General features: G+C 70.7%; 13 protein-coding genes and 1 pseudogene. 3 read left to right on the forward strand and 11 right to left on the reverse strand.

Annotated elements, in window-relative coordinates:
• Window positions 1-60: 60 nt before the first annotated feature.
• Together GFH48_RS06520 and GFH48_RS06525 are read right to left on the reverse strand one after the other, a co-directional pair.
• A pseudogene (locus GFH48_RS06520) lies at window positions 61-403 on the reverse strand (IS5/IS1182 family transposase); the annotation flags it as partial.
• Between the two features lie 175 nt (window positions 404-578).
• Window positions 579-1,853, reverse strand: a complete 1,275-nt coding sequence (locus GFH48_RS06525) for an MFS transporter (RefSeq protein ID WP_228120415.1) — start codon at window positions 1,851-1,853, stop codon at window positions 579-581.
• A gap of 513 nt (window positions 1,854-2,366) precedes the next feature.
• On the opposite strand from GFH48_RS06525, the gene GFH48_RS06530 reads away from it, so the two are divergent.
• Window positions 2,367-4,520 (forward strand): SpoIIE family protein phosphatase, encoded by a 2,154-nt coding sequence (locus GFH48_RS06530; RefSeq protein WP_153287341.1) that lies wholly within the window; start codon window positions 2,367-2,369, stop codon window positions 4,518-4,520.
• A 267-nt stretch (window positions 4,521-4,787) separates the two neighbouring features.
• Here GFH48_RS06530 and GFH48_RS06535 read toward each other — a convergent pair whose 3' ends face one another.
• On the reverse strand, window positions 4,788-5,573 hold the full coding sequence (locus GFH48_RS06535; protein ID WP_153287342.1) for a polysaccharide lyase family 7 protein: 786 nt from the start codon (window positions 5,571-5,573) through the stop codon (window positions 4,788-4,790).
• A gap of 537 nt (window positions 5,574-6,110) precedes the next feature.
• Window positions 6,111-6,596, reverse strand: a complete 486-nt coding sequence (locus GFH48_RS06540) for a hypothetical protein (RefSeq protein ID WP_153287343.1) — start codon at window positions 6,594-6,596, stop codon at window positions 6,111-6,113.
• Window positions 6,597-7,257: 661 nt separating this feature from the next.
• Here GFH48_RS06540 and GFH48_RS06545 point away from each other — a divergent pair.
• Window positions 7,258-8,499 (forward strand): glycoside hydrolase family 3 N-terminal domain-containing protein, encoded by a 1,242-nt coding sequence (locus GFH48_RS06545; RefSeq protein WP_153287344.1) that lies wholly within the window; start codon window positions 7,258-7,260, stop codon window positions 8,497-8,499.
• 113 nt (window positions 8,500-8,612) lie between these two features.
• On the opposite strand, the gene GFH48_RS06550 is transcribed toward GFH48_RS06545, so the two are convergent.
• From GFH48_RS06550 to GFH48_RS06560, 3 genes are all read right to left on the reverse strand, one after another.
• Complete coding sequence (locus GFH48_RS06550; RefSeq protein ID WP_322746978.1) at window positions 8,613-9,728, reverse strand: WxL protein peptidoglycan domain-containing protein; 1,116 nt, start codon at window positions 9,726-9,728, stop codon at window positions 8,613-8,615.
• 38 nt (window positions 9,729-9,766) lie between these two features.
• Window positions 9,767-11,746 (reverse strand): purple acid phosphatase family protein, encoded by a 1,980-nt coding sequence (locus GFH48_RS06555; protein WP_153287345.1) that lies wholly within the window; start codon window positions 11,744-11,746, stop codon window positions 9,767-9,769.
• A gap of 127 nt (window positions 11,747-11,873) precedes the next feature.
• Window positions 11,874-13,082: a HupE/UreJ family protein gene (locus GFH48_RS06560; protein ID WP_153287346.1), complete on the reverse strand. Its 1,209-nt coding sequence runs from the start codon at window positions 13,080-13,082 to the stop codon at window positions 11,874-11,876.
• Window positions 13,083-13,255: 173 nt separating this feature from the next.
• Between GFH48_RS06560 and GFH48_RS06565 the strand changes: the two genes are divergently transcribed.
• On the forward strand, window positions 13,256-13,927 hold the full coding sequence (locus tag GFH48_RS06565; protein WP_153287347.1) for a type 1 periplasmic-binding domain-containing protein: 672 nt from the start codon (window positions 13,256-13,258) through the stop codon (window positions 13,925-13,927).
• A 275-nt stretch (window positions 13,928-14,202) separates the two neighbouring features.
• Here GFH48_RS06565 and GFH48_RS06570 read toward each other — a convergent pair whose 3' ends face one another.
• The 4 genes from GFH48_RS06570 to GFH48_RS06585 form a co-directional block, all read right to left on the reverse strand.
• A complete protein-coding gene (locus tag GFH48_RS06570; RefSeq protein WP_153287348.1) occupies window positions 14,203-14,991 on the reverse strand; it encodes a hypothetical protein in 789 nt (262 codons plus the stop codon).
• 364 nt (window positions 14,992-15,355) lie between these two features.
• On the reverse strand, window positions 15,356-15,886 hold the full coding sequence (locus GFH48_RS06575; RefSeq protein WP_153287349.1) for a hypothetical protein: 531 nt from the start codon (window positions 15,884-15,886) through the stop codon (window positions 15,356-15,358).
• 453 nt (window positions 15,887-16,339) lie between these two features.
• On the reverse strand, window positions 16,340-16,891 hold the full coding sequence (locus GFH48_RS06580) for a YciI family protein (protein WP_153292754.1): 552 nt from the start codon (window positions 16,889-16,891) through the stop codon (window positions 16,340-16,342).
• A 234-nt stretch (window positions 16,892-17,125) separates the two neighbouring features.
• The gene (locus GFH48_RS06585; protein WP_153287350.1) at window positions 17,126-19,045 is read right to left on the reverse strand and encodes a glycoside hydrolase family 5 protein; all 1,920 of its coding nucleotides are present in this window, start codon (window positions 19,043-19,045) and stop codon (window positions 17,126-17,128) included.
• Window positions 19,046-19,180 lie beyond the last annotated feature (135 nt).

The raw sequence follows: 19,180 nt of genomic DNA on the forward strand, positions 1-19,180 counted from the left end.
AGCTGCCCCGGCTGATCTACGCGATCAAGTCGTCCGCCGGGAGCGACTCTGTTTCTCGGATCATGTGCGAAGCCAGATGATGAGGGCGGGGGTGACGGTGCCGAGGTAGGTGTAGGCCCGTTTCTCGTAGCGTGTGGCGACGGTGCGGAAGCCTTTCAGGCGGTTGATGGCACGCTCGACGGTGTTGCGTTTCTTGTAGCCCTCGCGGTCGAACCCGGCGGGTCGGCCTCCGTGAGAACCGCGGGCATGGCGGTGTCTGCGCTGGTCGAGCCGTTCGGGGATGGTGTGCGATGTTTCGCGTTGTCGCAGGTAGCGGCGGTTTGCGATGGACGTGTAGGCCTTGTCGGCCAGGAATTGGTCGGGTGCGGGGCCGGCCGACTCCGATGCGGGGCACGGACAGCCTCGGAGGGCCATTTGCGCCCGGTGTCCGGGGTGATGCTCGACGGGGCACAGCAGAGGCGGAGGGGCGTCCTCGTACCGGGTGTGCTCGGGCGACCCCGACCCCGACGACGCGGCGAGGTGCCGTGGCCGTCGTCGTGCGCCCGCCGGGGATCAGCGGGACGGCTCTTGGCCCACCCTTAGTCCAGGTCTCCTGGGGCCTCCGCCGGCTGCGGGGAGCGAGAAGGCTCGCCCCCGCCCCGGGCCGCCGCGCCCTGTCCGGCGGTCTTCGGCGCTTCCCCGCCGGACGAGGTGATCACCACGGAGCGGGGGCTGCCCCGGTCCATGAAGCCGCCGGTGAACGCCAGGCCGAGGCCCGCCACCGCGAGAGCCGCGCCGACCAGACTGGGCGAGGCCCACCCCCAGCCCGCCGAGATGGCCAGGCCGCCGAGCCAGGCGCCGCCCGCGTTGGCCAGGTTGAAGGCGGAGTGGTTGGAGGCCGCGGCCATGGTGGGAGCGTCCTTCGCCTTGGCCATGAGCAGCATCTGGACGGGTGTGGTGATGAGGGATCCCACCGCGCCGATGAAGGTGATCGTCAGCAGGGCGGGCACGGTGCTGTGGACGGTGAAGTAGAACGTCACCAGTGCCGCGGCGAGCAGCGCGAGTCCCGCGTACAGCGTGGGACGCAGGGCGCGGTCCGTGAGGGGACCCGCGACCAGCGTGCCCAGCGTCATGCCGACGCCGTAGAGCGCGAGGACCAGAGTGGTCGAGGAGTTGGAGATGCCCGTCAGGTTCGTCAGCATGGGCACCAGATAGCTGTAGACGGCGAAGAATCCGCCGAACCCGACCACCGCCGTGGCCAGCCCGATCGCGACCTGCCTGTTGCCCATCGCCCGCAGTTCGTGCCCGATGCCCGCCTGCCGGCCGCGCGGCTGATGGGGAACGAACTTGGCCAGCGACGCGAGCGCGACGAGGCCGATGACGGCGACGGCGCCGTAGGCGGACCGCCAGCCGAACTGCTGTCCGAGGGCGGTGCCGGCCGGGACACCGACGATGTTCGCGACGGTGAGACCGAGGAACATCTTCGACACCGCGCGCGCGGCCCGTTCGGGCGCCACCAGCCGTGAGGCCACGACAGCGCCCACGCCGAAGAGCGCGCCGTGCGGCAGACCCGCCAGAAAGCGCGCGGCGAACAGAAGACCGAAGCCGGGGGCGAACGCGGACGCGAGGTTGCCGACCACGAACAGGCCGGACAGGAGCAGCAGCAGCCGCTTGTGGGGGACGCGCGCACCGATGCCCGTCAGTACGGGCGCACCCACGACGACACCGAGCGCGTAGGCCGACACGAGGTTGCCGGCGTGCGGCACCGACACACCGACGCCGTCGGCGATCTGGGGCAGCAGCCCCATCGTGGCGAACTCGGTCGTACCGATACCGAACGCGACGACAGCCAGGGCCAGCAGGGCAAGTGGCATGACGAAGAAGAACCCTTCGAAGACAGCGATCCAGGAACCGGGGAGCAGCAGAAAGGGCCTGGATCATGTCCAGCTCCCGTCACCCGGCGGGCACCATTGCCCGCCACCCCCTCGGCACAGGGCAGGGCCCTCAACGCGGAAACAGCGGCGGGCACCCGCACATTCCAAGATCGGACGGGTCATCCCATGACCTACGTCACGTCGGCTCGCGCGGGCACACCGGCGCCGCACACCGGCGCGGGATCGTTTCCGTCCGGCACCGCACCGCACCGCACCGCGCCCGTCCGGGATCGTCTCCGCCCGGCGCCGCCGACCGGCGGACCACCGCTAAGCCGGCGCGCGACCCCGCCCCGGCCCGCCCGGCCCCGCCCCGGCCCGCCCCGCGGCCATCGGGGCCGTTCACGCCCTGGAGCCGGCCTCCCGCCCGTCCGAGAACGGGGCGGGGCGGGGGCGGGGCGGGGCCGCTCAGTGGACGGGCCGAGACACCGAATCCTTCTGAGGGAAGATGGGGATGTGCACAATTCCGGCGATATACCCCCAGCGGCCGGATCCGGCCTGGAGCTGCTGGACCCCTATCTCTCCCAGATCGTTCTGGAGACCGGAGCCTCCATCGGCCATGTGTACCTGCTGACCGCGAACGAGACCGAGCTGCGACTGTCGGTGATGAGCGGGATCTCGCGAGAGATCATCGCCCCTTGGGCGCGGGTGGGTCTTGACCACCCGATCCCCGTCTCGGACGCCGTCCGCGAACGCCGCCTGGTGTGGATCGGCGGCCAGGAGGAGATGGCCCTCCGATACCCGAGGGCCGCGCTCGTGCTCCCCTACCCCTTCGCGGTGGTCGCCGCTCCCATCGCCACCGGCACGACCACGTGGGGCGGGCTGGTGCTCCTGTGGCCCGGCTCCCATCCCCCGCGGCTGGCCCTGCGGGAACGCGACGCGGTCCAGACCTGGAGCGACCGCCTCGGTCTTCTCCTGCAACAGGCGTCCGACCGCGGGCACCCGGTCCTGCCCGGCCCTGAGCCACGGATGCTGCCCGGGTCCTCCACCCGTACCACCGGAGCGGCCGAGGCCCAGGCCGCGGCCGATTTCACCGAGCGGCTCCCCGACGGCTGCTGCGGACTGAACATGACGGGACACATCGCCTACCTCACCACCGCCGCCGCCTGCCTTGTCGGGGCGGAACGTTCCGCCCTGCTGGGAGCCAGACCGTGCGACGCACTGCCCTGGCTCGACAAACTGGTCTTCGAGGACCGCTACCGTGCCGCGGTGGTCAGCGGCCGGCCGACGTCGTTCACCGCCCTGTGCCCACCGGACCGGCAGCTGTCCTTCCATCTCTACCCGGACGCCTCCGGTCTCAGCATCCGCATCACCCCGGCCCCCTCGCCCCACGGCAGCGAGTTCCCGGAGCCGCACCCGTCCGCGTCCGTCACACCGGGCCGGACCGCCGGTCTCTACCATCTGCTGCACCTGGCCGCCGCCCTCACCGAAGCCGTCGGCGTGCAGGACGTGGTCGACCAGGCCGCGGACCAGCTCCTGGACGCCTTCAACGCCCAGGGCCTGGTCCTCTTCGTCGCGGCGAACGACCGGCTGCGGGTCATCGGCCATCGCGGCTACGCCGCCGAGGCCATCGACCGCGTCGACGGAGCCCCCCTCTCGGGCCCGCCGACCTCCTCCGCGCCGGTACCACCGACCCCGCCCGCGCTGGCCCTGACCGCGGGCGTGCCGAGCTTCTTCGGCTCCCGCGACGAGATGCGGCGGGCCTACCCGGAGACATTCCGGCTCACGGACAAGGCGGCCTGGGCCTTTCTGCCCCTGATCGCCTCCGGCCGTCCGGTCGGCTGCTGGACGCTCTCCTACGACCGGCCCCACCCCTTCCCGCCCGAGGAGCGCGCCATCCTCACCTCCACCGCCGGGCTGCTCGCGCAGGCCCTGGACCGCGCCGGCGTCTACGACGACGAGCATCACCTCGTCCACCGTCTGCAGACCGCCCTCCTGCCGCGGGCCCTGCCCGACATCGCCGGGCTCGACGTGGCCGCCCGCTATCTGCCCTCCACGCGCGGCATCGACATCGGCGGCGACTTCTACGACCTCATCCGCCTCGGCCCCACCACCGTCGCCGCGACGATCGGCGACGTCCAAGGCCACAACGCCGACGCGGCCGCACTCATGGGCCAGGTCCGCACCGCCGTCCACGCCGCCGCCGGCGCACCCCCCGGGGACGTCCTCGCCCGCGTCAACCGCCTCCTCACCGACCTCGACCCCGGGCTCTTCACCAGCTGCCTCTACGCCCACCTCGACCTGACACACCACCGCGTCCGGATGGCCACCGCCGGCCACCCGCCGCCGCTCCTGCGCCACCCCGACGGACTGACCGAGGTGCTGAGCCTGTCACCCGGTCTCCTCCTCGGCATCGACTCCACCTCCGACTACCCGACCACCGAGATCCAGCTCCCGCCCGGCGCCGTGCTCGCCCTCTACACCGACGGACTGGTCGAAGCACCAGGAGCAGACATCGACGAGACGACCGCACAACTCGCCGTCCGGCTCTCGGAAGCCCGACACCACACCATGGACGCCCTGGCCGACACGCTCGTCCATCACGCCCAGCAGCCCTCGCGGCAGAACGACGACATCGCCCTGCTCCTCATCAGTCCGCGACCGGACTGACCCCCGGCACCGGCGGGTCCGAGCCGGCGCCTCCCCCGCCCCTGGAGTCCCCGAAGTCCCGGACCACCGTCAGGACCAGCGCCCCCGCGGGGTGGGTCGTACGCCTCGCGGCGGACCCTGGGCGCGTCGGGCGACCTCTCGGCGGGCAGGGCCGGGGCGTGACGGCTGCGCACACCGCCGCACACAGAGGACGCTCGGCCGGGCATCCCGGCCGAGCGTCATCGTGAACCGGGCGCGCCCGGCCTTTCGGCGTGCGTCCCGGACGGCTCAGGCGTGGGAGACGGTCAGCCCGTAGAAGGCGACACGCGCGCCCTTCGTGGTGCTGTCCGAGGACGACTGGTTGTACGAGCCGGCCTTGAAGTACTGCTTGTACGGGTCGAAGGACGACGGAATGGTGTAGTGCGTGGTGGTGCCGTTGACCGTCAGGTCTATGGTGTGACCGCCGGAGACGCCGATCGTGTAGCTCCACGTCTTGCCGATCGGCACATGCCCGACCGGGTGTGCCGTCTGGCCGCCGGACGGCGAGTTCTCCGTGCCGAGGACGATGTCCCCGTTCGCGCGGTAGTACAGCTCCAGCAGCGGCTTGGTCGAACTGCCGCCGGTGCCGAGGTGGATCTGCCCGACGCAGACGTTCTGGGTCACCGACACCACGCGCAGGGTCGCGCTCATCCGGTGGGTACCGCTCAGCGACCAGTTCGCCGCACTGCCGCCGCGGTTCATCTCCCGCAGCTCGGAGCGGGCGTAGTCGGAGTTCGGCGTGGTGACGCCCTTCTCCGGCGCCCAGAACGTCATGGCGCCGTCACGGGTGTCCGTGTAGAAGTACGAGTCCTGGAAGCCGTTCGCCCCCTGGAGCCGGGACGACGGGATCGTGGTGGGTGAACCGGGCGAACCCACCGGCTCCTGGAGCTGCCACACGGACAGGTCGAAATTGCCGCCCGGTGCCACGGACGGGTCCGCGAGGACTCCGGCCGTGGCGTTGCCGGTGCCCAGCAGGGCGAGCATGCCGGCCATGCCCGCGGCGGCGGTTGTCGCGAGAAGCTTGGAACGGATCATGTGGGGGGTCCTTCGGCGATCGAAGCGGTGAAGGGGTGGACCGATGCACGACGGACCGATCGAACTAGGTCTAGTCCAATAGGGCGTCACCCTTGAGTAACACGGTCCGACCCGGGCGTCAACGGCCCCTGAATCAGGAACAGTTCACGCTCCGCGTGGCGTCCGGCCGCCATGGGACCCCGCCGGCAGGACGCCGGGGACGCCGGCGGTAGGTCCGGGGTGACGCAGCGTGGCCCGTCCTCCCCGGGGAGGACGGGCCACGGCCGGTTCACGCGGAGTCCGGACGGCGAACCGCTCGAACGCGGCATCGACCCCGAACTCCGGCAGACCCTTCGACGCTTCGACGCTTCGGCACTGCGGTACCGCGGCGGGCGCTTCGGCACTGCGGTACCGCGGCGGGCGCTTCGGCGCTTGAGCACATCGGTGGCCACTTCGACGCTTCACCCACGTCCGCAGCAGGCCCGCAGCCGGAGAACCCGGCCCGATTGCAGCGGGCCGGGTTCTCCATGCGGTGCGGACGGTGCGGCGACGTCGCCCCTACCAGCGGTGGTGGTCCTCGACGACGCGGAAGCTGCCCACGACGCCGTTCTTGACCTTCACGCCACCGTGGACACGGAACGGCATGACACCGTTGCTGGAGCTCCACGGGCCGACCGTCGCGACGGGCGAACCGTTGTCGCAGGTCGCGCCGCGGAAGACCTCGACGGTCTTGTGGCTGTCGTTGCGGACGTTGAAGCTGCGCGAGCCGAGGCCGCTGACGACGGTGATGCAGCCCCAGCTCTGGGCGGAGTAGGTACGCTCGTTGAAGTCGATGTGACCCTCGTAGTGGTCCCGGCCGCCGCGGTCGCGGTCGCCTCCTTCGTTGCCCTTCGACTGCCCGCTGTCGCCACCCATGGGAGCAACCTGCTTGACGATGGGGGCGGCCTCAGGAGCCGAGGCGGCCGAGGCGTACGTGACGCCCGTGGCGACGAGGGCCGTAGCAGCCGCGACAGCGGCAGTCACGGCAATGTTGCGCGTGGTCATGTCACTTTCCCAATCTCTGAGACGTCGGCCAAGCAGCCGATCTGCGAGAGAACGTACCGATAATCCCTTTATCCGGAATATCGGACACGCAGGAGTCTCGCGGCAGGCACCCGTTCGGACGCACACACCCCGGTCACCCCACCGGGACGACGATCTGACGCTCAGCCAAAACTCTTGCTCACGCGCCCAGTTGTGGCCCCGCGTTCGCACGGCCGAGAGCGGCGAGTCGGGCAAGACGGAACATCGAAACCCACGGGACCCGGAACACCCGGCACGGGCGCCGATACCACCACGGCCGCCATGGCCATGACGGTCACCGCGGCCGTCACAGCCACCCCGGTCACCAGGGTCATCACGGCCGTGACAGCCACCGTGGCCACCTCGATCACGGCAGCCGCCCACGATCGAGTCGGGCACGGACTCAATTCCGTTTCCTCCCGGCCGACTTGACCAAAACCACTCATATCGGGCTCCGCACCGGCCGGTTCCTCAGGACGTCCTCGCACCTCACCCGCCCGATACACCACCGCAGAGGCGAACGCGATCGGATCGATGTACGTTTGGTGGTGCTGGTTCAGTCGTGCCGGCCGCGTGACCGCCGTCGACGGCCGGGCACTGGCGCGCCCGTGTCCGCGGTCCGGCATACCGGAAGGGGCTCCGCATGACATCGCAGCAGGCGCCGACCCATAGATCACGGCGAGCGCCGTCCCGCCCTTCGAGGGGCAGGAAGCTCCTGTGGCCCATCCCGCTGCTGGCGCTGTCACTGGCGACGGCGAGCCTGGGCGCGACGTATCCCTCGCACCCTTCGGCCGCGTCGCACGCGCCGGACGCGTCAGCCGCCGGCCAGGCCGCGAGTTGCGTCGACCAGGTCTACTCGGCGATGACCGGGCCACAGCGGGTCGGCCAGTTGTTCATGGGCAGCATCACCGCTTCGACCCCCGACCAGAAGCGGATCCAGGTTCTGCGGCAGTACCACGTCGGGTCGGTCTTCCTCGCCGGGCGCAGCAAGGCCGGTACGAAGGCGACCAAGACCCTGGTCGACAGCCTCCAGGCGAAGGCCGACACGGTGTCGAAGCACCGGGTGGGCCTGCTGGTGTCCACGGACCAGGAAGGCGGCCAGGTACAGGTGCTGTCCGGCCCCGGGTTCTCGACCATCCCGAGCGGACTGGTGCAGGGAAGCTGGTCGACCTCGAAGCTTCGCGCCGAGGCCGCCACTTGGGCGAAGCAGCTCAAGGCCGCCGGTGTGAACCTGAACCTCGCGCCCGTCGCCGACGTCGTCCCGCTGAGCCTCGGCAAGAACAACGCGCCGATCGGCCGGTACGACCGCGAGTACGGTCACACGGCCGCGGCGGTGACACCCCACAGCAACGCGTTCGCCGCGGGGTTCGCCCAGTCCAACGTGCTGGCCACGCTGAAGCACTTCCCGGGACTCGGCAACGTTCGCGGCAACACCGACACCACGGCCAATGTGGTGGACACGGTGACGACGACCAAGAGTTCGAGCCTCACCCCGTTCAGCTCGGGCATCAAGGCGGGCGCCCCGTTCGTCATGATCTCTCTGGCCACGTACAACAAGATCGACCCGAAACATCGGGCCGTGTTCTCCTCCACAGTGATCCAGGGGCTGTTGCGCAAGACGATGGGCTTCCAGGGCGTTGTCGTCTCGGACGACCTCGGGAACGCGGTGGCGGTGAAGACCGTGGCACCGGCCGACCGCGCCCTGAACTTCCTGTCCGCGGGCGGAGATCTGGTCCTGGCCGGCGAACCGAACCAGGTTCCGGCCATGACCAAGGCCGTCACGGCCCGGATGGCGCAGAGCGCGGCCTTCCGCGCCCAGGTGGACCAGAGCGTTCATCGCGTCCTGGCCGCCAAGCAGAAGGTGGGTCTGCTGACCTGCGGTTGACCGGTTGACCGGCTGATCGCGGTGACCGTCCCGGCCACCGCCACGGGCCCGGCAGATGACGAAACGTCCAGGTCCGCTCCCCGACCGATACGGGGGGGCGGACCTGGACGCGTTCACCCGACCTCTCGCTTCTTCGAGTTCAGTGCCTGTGCGACGGCGTCGCGGACGCGGGCGTCCTCGCGCAGCGTGCGCCGCGCCCGGCCGCGGCGCACGAGGAGGACGCCGCCGACCGCCGCGGTGACCAGCAGCACGACGAGCAGCAGCAGCGACCAGGGAACCGTCCAGGTGCCGGCCGTGACCAGGACCGGCTTGAGCGAGGTGGTGGAGCCCGAGGCGTCGGTGAGCAGCGGGACAAGGTTCACGGTCGCCGTCATCCGGATGCCCGGCGTCACCCCGTGCACGGGCACCTTGACCTTCCAGTGTTCGCCCGGCAGCAGTTCCGGGGGCGCGGGGACCGTGCCCGCGTCGGTCCGCCACCATCCGAAGGGCCCTGTGGTGAAGACGGTCTGACGGGCCGACAGAATGGCGTTGCCGGTGTTGTGGATCGTGTACGTGACGGTGGCGTCGCCGGTGCCGAACGGGTTGGCCGTCCCGGTGTAGTCCACGCGCAGGTCCTCGACCGCGAGACGGGGCTTCAGTTCGCCGCTGACGCGGAGCTTGACCCGGATGCCGAGACGCCGGTCCACGTTGATGCCCTGCGCGTCGTCCGACTGCCGCAGCGAGGTGAGGACGCCGCCCACGTAGTCACCGGGAGAGGCGTTGCCGGGAACGGCGATCTGGAACGGTACTTCGGCGGACCGGCCGGGGCGGACCACCACGGTGGCGTGGTCGGCCCGGACCCAGCTGCCGACGGCGACCGACTTCTTGTCCTTGGTCACCAGGTCGAGTTGGCCCGTGCCGGTGGTGAACCCGTCGGCGGCGTAGACGGCGAGGGTGAGTGGCTTCTTGCCGTGGTTGGCGACGACCATGGCGTCCTTGATCCGGCCACCGGGGTTGACCGCGTAGCTGAAGCTGGAGCGGTCGTCGCCGTACCCGTTCGCGGCCGTCCTGACCGTCCAGGTGACGTCGCCGTCGGCCGCCGCGGCGGGGTCGGCCCGCAGGCCGACGAGCGCGCAGGCCATGAGCAGGGTCAGGGTGACGGCGCGGACGAGTGCCGTGACCGTGGTCGTACGGCGCGATACGGGCGGGTGCATGTCGGGGATCTCCTGGAAGGGGGGCGGGGTGGACACCCGTGAGGTGTCCACCCCGCCCGGTGGAACGGGTCGGATCAGCTGCTGAGCGCGGTGATCGTCAGGGTGGCGCGGTAGCCGCCCTTCTCGACGCTGTCCGGGATCTTCAGATCCAGGTCGGCGCCGAGGCGGGCCTCGCCGCGCGGGTGGCCCTGCTCGGCGGAACCGAGCGGACGTGAGAGGGCCAGACCCTGGCCGTGGTCGTCGTAGCCGGAGACCACCGGGTCACCGGCCTTGGCACCCGCGCCGCCGTCGAGGACGAACGGCGTCCAGCCGAGGTTGGAGCCTGAGAACGTCTTGTCGGCGTCCCGGAATTCGCTCACGTTGGCCGAGATGGACCAGGGCGCGAGCGAACGGCGGCTGTCGGAGACGAGAAGCGGGTTGATCTTGCCGGTCGCCGTGAAGTGGTCGCCGTCCTGCTCCTTGGCGGTGCCGAGGTCGACCAGACCGTTGTACCCGTCGATCGTCCAGCCGAACTCGCCCGGGGCCGGGTTGGGCACGTTGACCTGGAGGTCCTGCTTGTCTCCGTGGAACGGGTGCACGGTGACCTTGTCGACCGTCGAGCCGACCGGCTGATCGGCGGTGGTGTTGCTGCACGACAGGCCGTGCTCGACCTCGGAGTTCGGGGCCGCGCACGTGCCGCTGCGCAGGTTCTCGACGACGAGCTTGTCGTTGCGCACCTGGACCTTGACGTAGCTGCGGACGTGCTCCTGGTTCTGGACCGAGTTGTACCAGTAGCTCTTCGGGTTCAGCGGGTCGGGTCCGTTGCCCGCGCCGCTGGTGCCGCTGTTGTCCGGAGCGGTGATGTCGTAGTACTTCGAGCCCGAGGCGGAGTTGGCCGTCACGTAGAGGACGCCACCGGGGCCGGGGTACACGTCGGCGGCACCGGGCTGCTCGGCCGGGTTCGCCTTCTCACCGTTCTTGATCAGGTAGCTGCGGGAGTAGCTGTGGTCGTGACCCTGGAGCACCAGGTCGACGCCGAGCTTGGAGAAGGTGGTCGGGAAGTCCGTACGACGCGTCTTGTTGTCGCCGTCCTTGGCGTGGGACGCCGGCGAGTAGATCGAGTGGTGGTAGACGAGCACCTTCCACTTGGCCTCGGAGCCGTGCTTGTTGATGACGTCGGAGACGTAGTTGATGTGCGCCGCGTCGCCGCCGCCGCCCGTGGCGGGGTTGTAGCTGTTGCTGTTGAGGTCGATGAACAGCACATCCTTGTAGATGTACCAGTAGTCACCGCCCGAAGTGTTCGACGTCGGGTTGCCGTTGGAGTAGTACGACCCCGAGCGGTCGGTGTTCGGCGTGGTGAAGTGCTGCTCGTACGCCTTGCCGCCGACGTCATGGTTGCCGATGGTGGCGGCCCACGGGTACTGGCGCAGCTTGTCGGGAGCGAGGAACGAGTTCCAGTTGGACTCGGTGTTCGCCGTCTCGACCTGGTCGCCGCCGGACACCAGCAGTTCGGCGTTCGGGTTGGCGGCCAGCGAGACGTCCAGGGTGTCCTGCCAGCCGGCCTGGTCCTTGGCGAGGTCGCCGGACGAGCCGATCTGGGGGTCGCCGTAGAACAGGAAGTCGTAGTTGCCTTCGAAGTCCTGCGTCTTGAAGGAGTACGCCGAGGACCAGTTTCCCTCGGTGCCGACCCGGTAGGAGTAGGCGGTGTTCTCCTTGAGGCCGGTGATCGTCGCGTGCCGGTTGAAGCCACCGCTCGTCGCGATGTTCGCGGCGCCGGTCGCGTCGAAGGTCGCCGCGTTCGCCGGGAACTCGCCACCGGCGAGCTGCGCGGTCGGGACCATCTGGACCTTCTGCGCGGTGTCGGCGGAGGTGTACCAGGTGACCGTGCGCTGCGACTCGTTGGCGCCGACGCCCAGCACGATGCCGGTGACCGCGTCGGTGCCGGCGGCCTCGGCCGGGGCTGCCGCCAGGCCGGAGCCGAGGGCCACGGTCAGACCCAGGAATGCCGCGGCGGCCCCTCGGGCCACCCGGCGCTGCGCGGGCTCGGAGGTCCGCGCGGAGTGGTTCGATCTCATTGCTGTGTTCCTTCTGTGCACCGGAGATGTGCATGGTGTGGAGATCGTCAAGCTCGCGGTCCCGGGTAAAGAAAAGTTAAATGCGATCTCCGGGTTGTCTGAACAGCGCAGGATGTCTGGGCTGGTCTCACACAGCGGACACACGTTGCACGAACCACACCAGGCCCATCGCCGCGACACCCGCGGAGATCGTCCCGGTGGTCCACAGGCCGGCCCACGGCGCCTGACGGCGGATCAGGACGAGCACCGGGAACGCCAGGCCGATGATGGCCAACTGCACGGCCTCGATACCCACGTTGAACACCAGCAGCGACCACAGCAGCGTCCACGACCACGCGTCGTGGATGCCCAGCGCGCCCGCGAATCCCAGCCCGTGCACCAGACCGAAGCAGAACACGACACCCAACCGGGTCCAGCCCGCGCGGTCCAGGCCGAAGTGGCCCTCCCCCGCTGTCCCGAGGTCGGCCGCTTCGACACCACGCCGCCACACGCGCCACAGGTACCAGCCCGCGACCACCGCGATGGACAGGGCGATCACCGGCTCCACCACCGCCGGAGGCACGTCCACCACTCCGAGGGCGGCGAGCAGGAACGTCACCGAGTGCGCCAGGGTGAAACTCGTGGCGGCGAGGACGACTTCGCGGGGGCGCCGCGAACCGGCGATCAGCGCCAGCAGGAACAGGATGTGGTCGATGCCGGTCAACAGGTGCTCCGCGCCCAGGCGGAAGAACTCCCAGAACCGCTCGTACCACGACTGCGAGATCGAGAAGGAGGGATGCTCCCCGTCGAGCGCCGCGCTGCCCGAACGGTCGCCGACCTCGTAGGTGACGATCGTCTTCGCGTCGCGGACGTAGTGCTCGCCGTCCGGGAACAGTGCGCTGCGTACGACGTGGTCGTCGCCCTCCGCCGGGCAGGACCAGTCGAGCACCAGTCCCGCGTAGGGCACGTCCTCACGGCGGCCGATCGTGAAGTCACCCGTGCGCGTGGCCCGGCAGGCCGTCCCACCCGAGGTGACCGAGAACCGGTCGGTCACGTACTTCACGGCCGAGCCCGCGTGGGCGTCGAGCGCCTCGGCCTGCCGGGCGGAGTCGCCCGCGTCGAACGCGGCGGTGCCTGAACGGAACAGCGGATCGTCGTGCCCGGAGTCGGCGGCGGACACGACGAAGAGGTCGTACTCGACGTCCACGGCCGTCCGCAGGCGGCCTCCGTCCCCTTCGGTGACATGGACGTACACGGTCGAGCTGAATCCGTGCGCCGCGGCCGGGCCGCCGACGCACAGAAGGGTGATCACCGCTGCGGCGAGGGCGAGGAGGGCGCGGCGGAACAGTCGTGACATGGTGCTCCTTCGGGTTGCCCGTGCACCGTCCATGTCATCGGTGAACTCGCGCCGCCACATCGGCGAACCCCACAAGAACAAGCGTGCGGAAGGGGCCTTCGAGGGCGGGAACCCACGCGCCGGCACAGCAGGATGGGGGTGTACCGCCCGCCACCACCCGAAGGACGATCACCTTGCGCCCCCCGCTCAGCGCCCTGGCCGCACTGGCCGCGGTCGCCGCGCTGGTCACCGGATGCGGTGCCGGCGACGACTGGTCACGTCCGCACCCCAGGCCCACCGCCGTGGGTGCCCTGGGCGCCGGATTCGTCGACGCCGCCCGACGGCCCCAGCCCGAGGCGACCACCACGCCACGGCCCGGTTCCTGGAACGGCGTCCACCCGCCGAAGGACTACCGGGTCGTCCTGCTCACTTCCGGTCACGACCGTCCCACTCGGACTCTCGTCACCGCGGTCAGGTCCTGGGCCCGAGCCGAACACGTCTCGCTGCGCACCATCACCGCCTCGGGTCCCTCCGACCTCGTCCCCAGCGCCACCAGGGCCCTCGCCATGCGACCGGACCTCGTGATCAGCGCGGGCAACGATCTGATCGACCCCCTCGCGATGGTCACCCCGAACCATCTCGCGCAGCAGTTCCTCGTCGTGGGCGCGGAGTTGGCCGAGCCCACCGCGAACGTGACCGCCGTCGACTGGTCGGGGGCGTCCTTCCGGGGCGAGGGCCTCGGCATGTCGTCGACCTACGACGCGGGTTCGTTCACGGAGCGGCGCTGCTCGGCCGCCGTCAGGGCGGGTGTGGCGGCGGTGCTCCACGACCTGACGGGGATCGTGCTCTGGCTCGACCGGTCGTAGCGGCCGGCCCACGAGCCTGCCCCGGCGTGCCGGTGGCCGGGCTCTTCGCGTGGGGCGCGGACGGCCCCGCCCCACGTCCGGACCGGCGCCTGCGCCCGGCGGCCGCGCGGGGCAACCGGTGGTTCCATGACCAAGGCCCCCGTTCCGGGAACGGGGGCCTTCGCGAGCGGTTCGGTACGCGGTCGGACATGCGGCGCGGCGATGGTTCCCGTACGCCGGAAGGTCGAGGACGGCGCGGGGTCACCGCGGGGGTGGAAGCGGTCTCACACCACGAGTCATCTCCTGTGCAGGCTCGCCACCAGTGCCGCTCCGCGGCTGCGGACCTGAGGCGGGGAGGGGATGTTGGGATTGGGTGTCGACGCGTCGGGCTCGGGCGGCGCCGGAGCGTCCGTCCGCCCGCCCGCCGGCGCGCCCTCGATCGCGGCGGGAATCACCCTGCCCTCCCGGTCCCCCGCCGACCTGTTCTCCAGGGCGTACGGCATGAACGGGAGTTCGGCCCTCCGCACCGTGCCGGCGATGATCCGTTCCGGTCGCCCGGTCCCCTTGACCCGGGCGATCGTGCCCGCCAATCGCCCGTTCCCGGCCGGGAGCCCGAGGGCGTCCTTACGCTCCTGGATGTGCTGGAACCGCCGGAAGATTTCCGCCGCGTGGGAGAAGTCGGCCGTGGATCCCGAATCGAGACGGCCCTTCGCGGCCAGGAGATCGCCGTAGACGGCGCTGTAGGCGCTGCACAGTTTGATGGCTTCGTCGGCGCGGTCGCTCAGGCCGCTGGCGTGGGGAGCGACGATCACCAGTGCGGCGAATCCCGACAGCGCGGAGACGACCACCTGTGCGCCGAACTGCGAGGATTCGGCGATCGCGGGCCAGACCAGCAGTCCCGCCGTGAGGCTGAGCCCCGCCGAGGCCAGGGTGTACATCCGCACTTTCCGCACCAGCCCGGCGGCTTCCCGCGGCATGCGGCCGGCCCAGTACCCCGCGTCCTCCGCGCTTTCCTCGAGGAGCCGCAGCATCACTTCGTCGGCCGAGCTCTTCGGCTGCCTGAATACCTTGGAGATCAGTTTCATAGCACTCTCACGATTGATGGACACTGGGTCGACAGTGATAGCACCGGATCGTGACCCGAGACTTCGACGCGCATATGGTCTGCTAAATAATCATCCTCTTCGGCGATTCCACGCTGACGAATGAGGATGCGGTCGAGACCGGCGAAGGCCCTGAGAGTCCGGATGCCCGCGTTCGGGCGGAGCGACACGCGGAACGGCCGAAGAACACTTAGTATGGCGTAACGGGTGTTACCGGGCCCGGGGCTCCCCGCCGGTTCAGGCCTCCGCACCGGGGCCCGACCCGGAAGCCCCACCACATGCCGGAGACTCCGGCCCGATTGCAGCGGGCCGGAGTCTCCATGTGGTGCGGACGCTCCCGTGAGGACTAGTCGCGGTAGCCGCCACCGTCGCCACCGCGGTCGCCACCGCCGCGGTGGTGGTCCTCGACGACGCGGAAGCTGCCCACGACGCCGTCCTTGACCTTCACGCCACCGTGGACACGGAAGGGCATGACGCCATTGCTGGTGCTCCACGGGCCGACCGTGGCAATGGGCGAACCGTTGTCACAGGTGGCGCCACGGAAGACCTCGACGGTCTTGTGGCTGTCGTTGCGCACGTTGAAGCTCCGGGAACCAAGACCGCTGACCACGGTGATGCAGCCCCAGGAGTGAGCGGAGTACGAGCGCTCGTTGAAGTCGATCCGGCCCTCGTAGTGACGACGGCCACCACGGTCGCCGCCGCCTCCTCCTCCTTCGTTACCCTTCGACTGGCCGCTGTCGCCACCCATGGGAGCAACCTGCTGAACGGCGGGGGCGGCCTCAGGAGCCGCGGCGGCCGAGGCGTAGGTGACGCCCGTGGCGACGAGGGCCGCAGCGGCCGCAACGGTGGCAGTCACCGCAATGTTGCGCGTGGTCATGTCGCTTTTCCCTATCTCTGAGACGTCGGCCGCACCGGCCGATCTGTGAGAGAACGTACCGATAATCCCTTTATCTGCAATATCGGACACGCGGAAGTCTGACGACAGACACCCGAATGGACGCACGCGGCCCGGCGCGCGATACCGGGGGTGCTCCTGACGCGTTCCCAACTCGGCCTGCGATAAGGGCAGTTGTGGGCTCACGTCGCTGACCGGCGGTGCCTTGAATCGCCCGTCGCGACGGGCCGTCCGCCGTCCTCGACCGACACGCCGTGCCGTGCCGTCACCACCTGCGGTGTCGGGGCATCCGGCACACCACCCCGGAAAGGAGACCGGGGTTCCCCTGCCGCCGGACCGACGGGCGCCGTGCCACGGGTCCGGCGGCGGCCCGCTCCGCCGCCGGTCCTTCACCCGACCGGGCTACCCAGGACCGACGGCGGGGTGCGCCGCCGGTTATGACGGCCGGCCGCCGAACTGCCAGTCATGGACCTCGACGCGGGAGTAGCGGTCCGCCGTCAGCACCGCGCGCGCCGCGTCCGCGTCCGGCGCTCGGACCAGCGCGGCCGTACCCAGCCAGGCGGTGCCGTCGTCGGACAGCAGCGGCCCGTACGCGATCAGCTCCTCCCGGCCGGGCGGCACCGCGAGATCGGCGGCCTCCTCCGCGCCGAGGCCGAGCACCAGGTACCTCTTGCCACCGGTACGGCCACCGGGGAAGTCCCACATGGTGCGCCCCAGCGTGTTGCGCCACCGGCGCAGCAGCACGTCCCGGTACACACCGGCCTGGTAGCCGGGCTCGTCGAAGGCGAACGCACGGGCGGCGGCGGGATCCGGCAGATCGACGATGTGCACACTGCCCGTGGGTGTGTCGTCGTCGCCTGCGAAGGTCGGTCCGCGGGCGATCATCTCCTTCGCGTAGCGGTCCATGTAGGACCAGTGCTCTTCCAGCAGCCGGCCGCGCAACGCGAGCGAACCGGGGCGGTCCTGGTGATAGCAGAGAAACTCCATGTCCATGGACTCTTCCCGCTTCACGGCCGCATCTCAACGGGATTCGGCGACGCCGGCCGTACGCTCCGGCGCCGATCCCCCGCCTGCGCCCCTCGGCCCGGGACACCGACGTGAAGGCGCCGCCCCTCCGCCCCCTGACACGGCGTTGAAGGGCCTCCGCACGGCGCACCTGTGCGGGCGTCCGGCGACGCGACACGCACAGGTGCGCCGGTGCGGCGCTGTCGGGTGGGTGGGTCAGTTCAGGGTGCGGCAGAGCAGGGCGGCGGGGCCCGGGTTGGCGCCCAGCCGCGTGGTGAAGGCGATCCCGGCCGCGTACTCGTCGTCGGCGCACTGGCCCTTGTAGTCGCCGTAGGCGAAGTCCCCGCCGGCTGCGTTGGCGGGCCGGTTGTCGGAGCGGTCGAACCACACCGTCCGCCCGGTGCCGCCCAGCGAGTCGCGGGCGGGCACGCACAGGGCCGCCGAGGTCCGGCCGCCGCGCCGGCTGTAGCCGATGAGGTAGTTCCCGCCGGGACACTGGAACTTGGTGTAGCCGGAGGCCCAGTCGCCGCCGGCGGGTACATGGCGCTCGTCGGTGACGACCGTCTGGGCGTCGCCCCCCGCGCGCAGGTCGCCGGCGGTGGCATCGGTGCACAGTCCGCGGCCGCCGCTGTGGCCGAGCCCGATCAGCCGCTGGCCGTCGGGGCAGGCGGCCTTGTAGGCACCCGGGTCCCAGTCACCGCGGGCGCGCACCCGGAGGGACTGGACGTAGTCGCCGTGGTCGGTGGCGAGCATGCGCCAGCCGGGGACCGCGGCGACGGGTCCGGTGCGCGTCGGGGAGGTCATGAGCCGGTTCCAGGCGGTGCCTCGCCAGTCGGCCTGGTCGAGGATGCCGTACCGGTTGCCGGCGGTGTCGTAACGCAGCAGGGACCAGTCGTCGTGTCCCTCCCAGCCGACGAGCGGCCAGTAGGCGAAGTCCACGTCATGGTCGGCGAAGTAGTCGGTGATGTTGCCGAACCAGGTACGAGCGGCGGTGCCCGTCTCACCCGCTCCGATGCCGAACTCGCTGATCCAGACGGGTGCGGTGAAGTGCTGGTTCCCCTCCTCCGCGACGAACAGCGCCTCGTCGTCGAGGGTTTGGTAGAGCTGGTCCCGGGTGAGGTCCTGGTAGCGGGCGTCATGGGTCTCGCCGATCCCGGTGGCGCCGCTGTGGTGGGGGCCGGTGTATCCGTAGAAGTGGGCGGAGTACACGAGCTTGTGAGCGGCGACGAGGGTGTGCGAGAGCGTGCGCGCCGGGGTGAGGGTGGGGCGGCCGTGCGGCAGTCCGTCGACCGGCAGGCCGGTCCAGTTGATCCCCTCGATGACGATGAGGAGGTCGGGATCGGCCTCGGTCAGGATGCGGTCCGCGGCGAGTTGGGCCGCCGCGTACCAGTCGTGGGCGTCGCCCTGACCCCAGTTGGGATCGTCCAGCACGTCGCGGCGTACCTCGTTGTAGAGGTCGGCGCCCACCACGCCGGGGTCGCCGGCGTAACGGCGGGCCATGAAGACCCAGTCGTCCGCCCACTGCTGGGTGGACTGGCCGCTGTTCCACCGTTCGTTGCCGTCGATGCCGCAGCACCAGCGGGAGGTGTTCGTGTGGTTGTTCAGGATGACGGCGAACCCGTCCCGGGTGAGGGCGGCGACGACGGCGTCGTAGACCTGGAGGGGTGTCCTGCCGCGCAGTTGCGGGTTGGCCGTGACGGCGGCGTCCGGCACGGGCGCCGTCCCATGGATCATCTCGTTGGAGAAGGGCAGCCGGATGCTGTTGATGCCGAGCCGGTGGAAGTCGCCGAGAAGCTGGGTCAGCGGGACACGGTCCAGCCCCAGGGGGATGCCGTACGAGTTCTGGCCGGCGTGGTGGGCGGCCGGGTCGGCGGTGCTGCCGCTGCCGGTCCAGGAGCCCTGCGCGCCGTCCCAGTTGGCCGACTTGAGCCGGAAGCGGTTGCCCGCCGCGTCGACGATGTACCGCCCGCGGGTGGACAAGGGGGGTTGCCATGTCTCGGCCGCGGGCGCGGCGGCGGGGACCGTCGGTCCGCCCGGAGGCTCCGCGGTGGCGGCGACGGCACCGGGCGCCGTGGCCAGCAGGAGGAGGGCCGTGGCCGCGAATGTCAGGTACTTGCCAAGTCTGCGCGTCGTCATGGGGCCTCCGCGAGTGGAGTCGGTGCACGGACGGTGGGGGCGTGCGGGCGCGCCGGACCTCACCTTGGGGGCGGGAGTCGCGGCAGCGCGCTCCTGGACCGGGAGCGACAACCCCAACGCCGTTTGCCACGACGG

This window comes from Streptomyces fagopyri (genome assembly GCF_009498275.1).
Taxonomy (GTDB): domain Bacteria; phylum Actinomycetota; class Actinomycetes; order Streptomycetales; family Streptomycetaceae; genus Streptomyces; species Streptomyces fagopyri.

Bases quoted from the DNA above. Each gene is read 5' to 3' on its own strand.
- GFH48_RS06525 (WP_228120415.1), bottom strand. From the start codon at position 1,853: ATGCCACTTGCCCTGCTGGCCCTGGCTGTCGTCGCGTTCGGTATCGGT.
- GFH48_RS06535 (WP_153287342.1), bottom strand. From the start codon at position 5,573: ATGATCCGTTCCAAGCTTCTCGCGACAACCGCCGCCGCGGGCATGGCC.
- GFH48_RS06540 (WP_153287343.1), bottom strand. From the start codon at position 6,596: ATGACCACGCGCAACATTGCCGTGACTGCCGCTGTCGCGGCTGCTACG.
- GFH48_RS06545 (WP_153287344.1), top strand. From the start codon at position 7,258: ATGACATCGCAGCAGGCGCCGACCCATAGATCACGGCGAGCGCCGTCC.
- GFH48_RS06555 (WP_153287345.1), bottom strand. From the start codon at position 11,746: ATGAGATCGAACCACTCCGCGCGGACCTCCGAGCCCGCGCAGCGCCGG.
- GFH48_RS06560 (WP_153287346.1), bottom strand. From the start codon at position 13,082: ATGTCACGACTGTTCCGCCGCGCCCTCCTCGCCCTCGCCGCAGCGGTG.
- GFH48_RS06570 (WP_153287348.1), bottom strand. From the start codon at position 14,991: ATGAAACTGATCTCCAAGGTATTCAGGCAGCCGAAGAGCTCGGCCGAC.
- GFH48_RS06575 (WP_153287349.1), bottom strand. From the start codon at position 15,886: ATGACCACGCGCAACATTGCGGTGACTGCCACCGTTGCGGCCGCTGCG.
- GFH48_RS06580 (WP_153292754.1), bottom strand. From the start codon at position 16,891: ATGGAGTTTCTCTGCTATCACCAGGACCGCCCCGGTTCGCTCGCGTTG.
- GFH48_RS06585 (WP_153287350.1), bottom strand. From the start codon at position 19,045: ATGACGACGCGCAGACTTGGCAAGTACCTGACATTCGCGGCCACGGCC.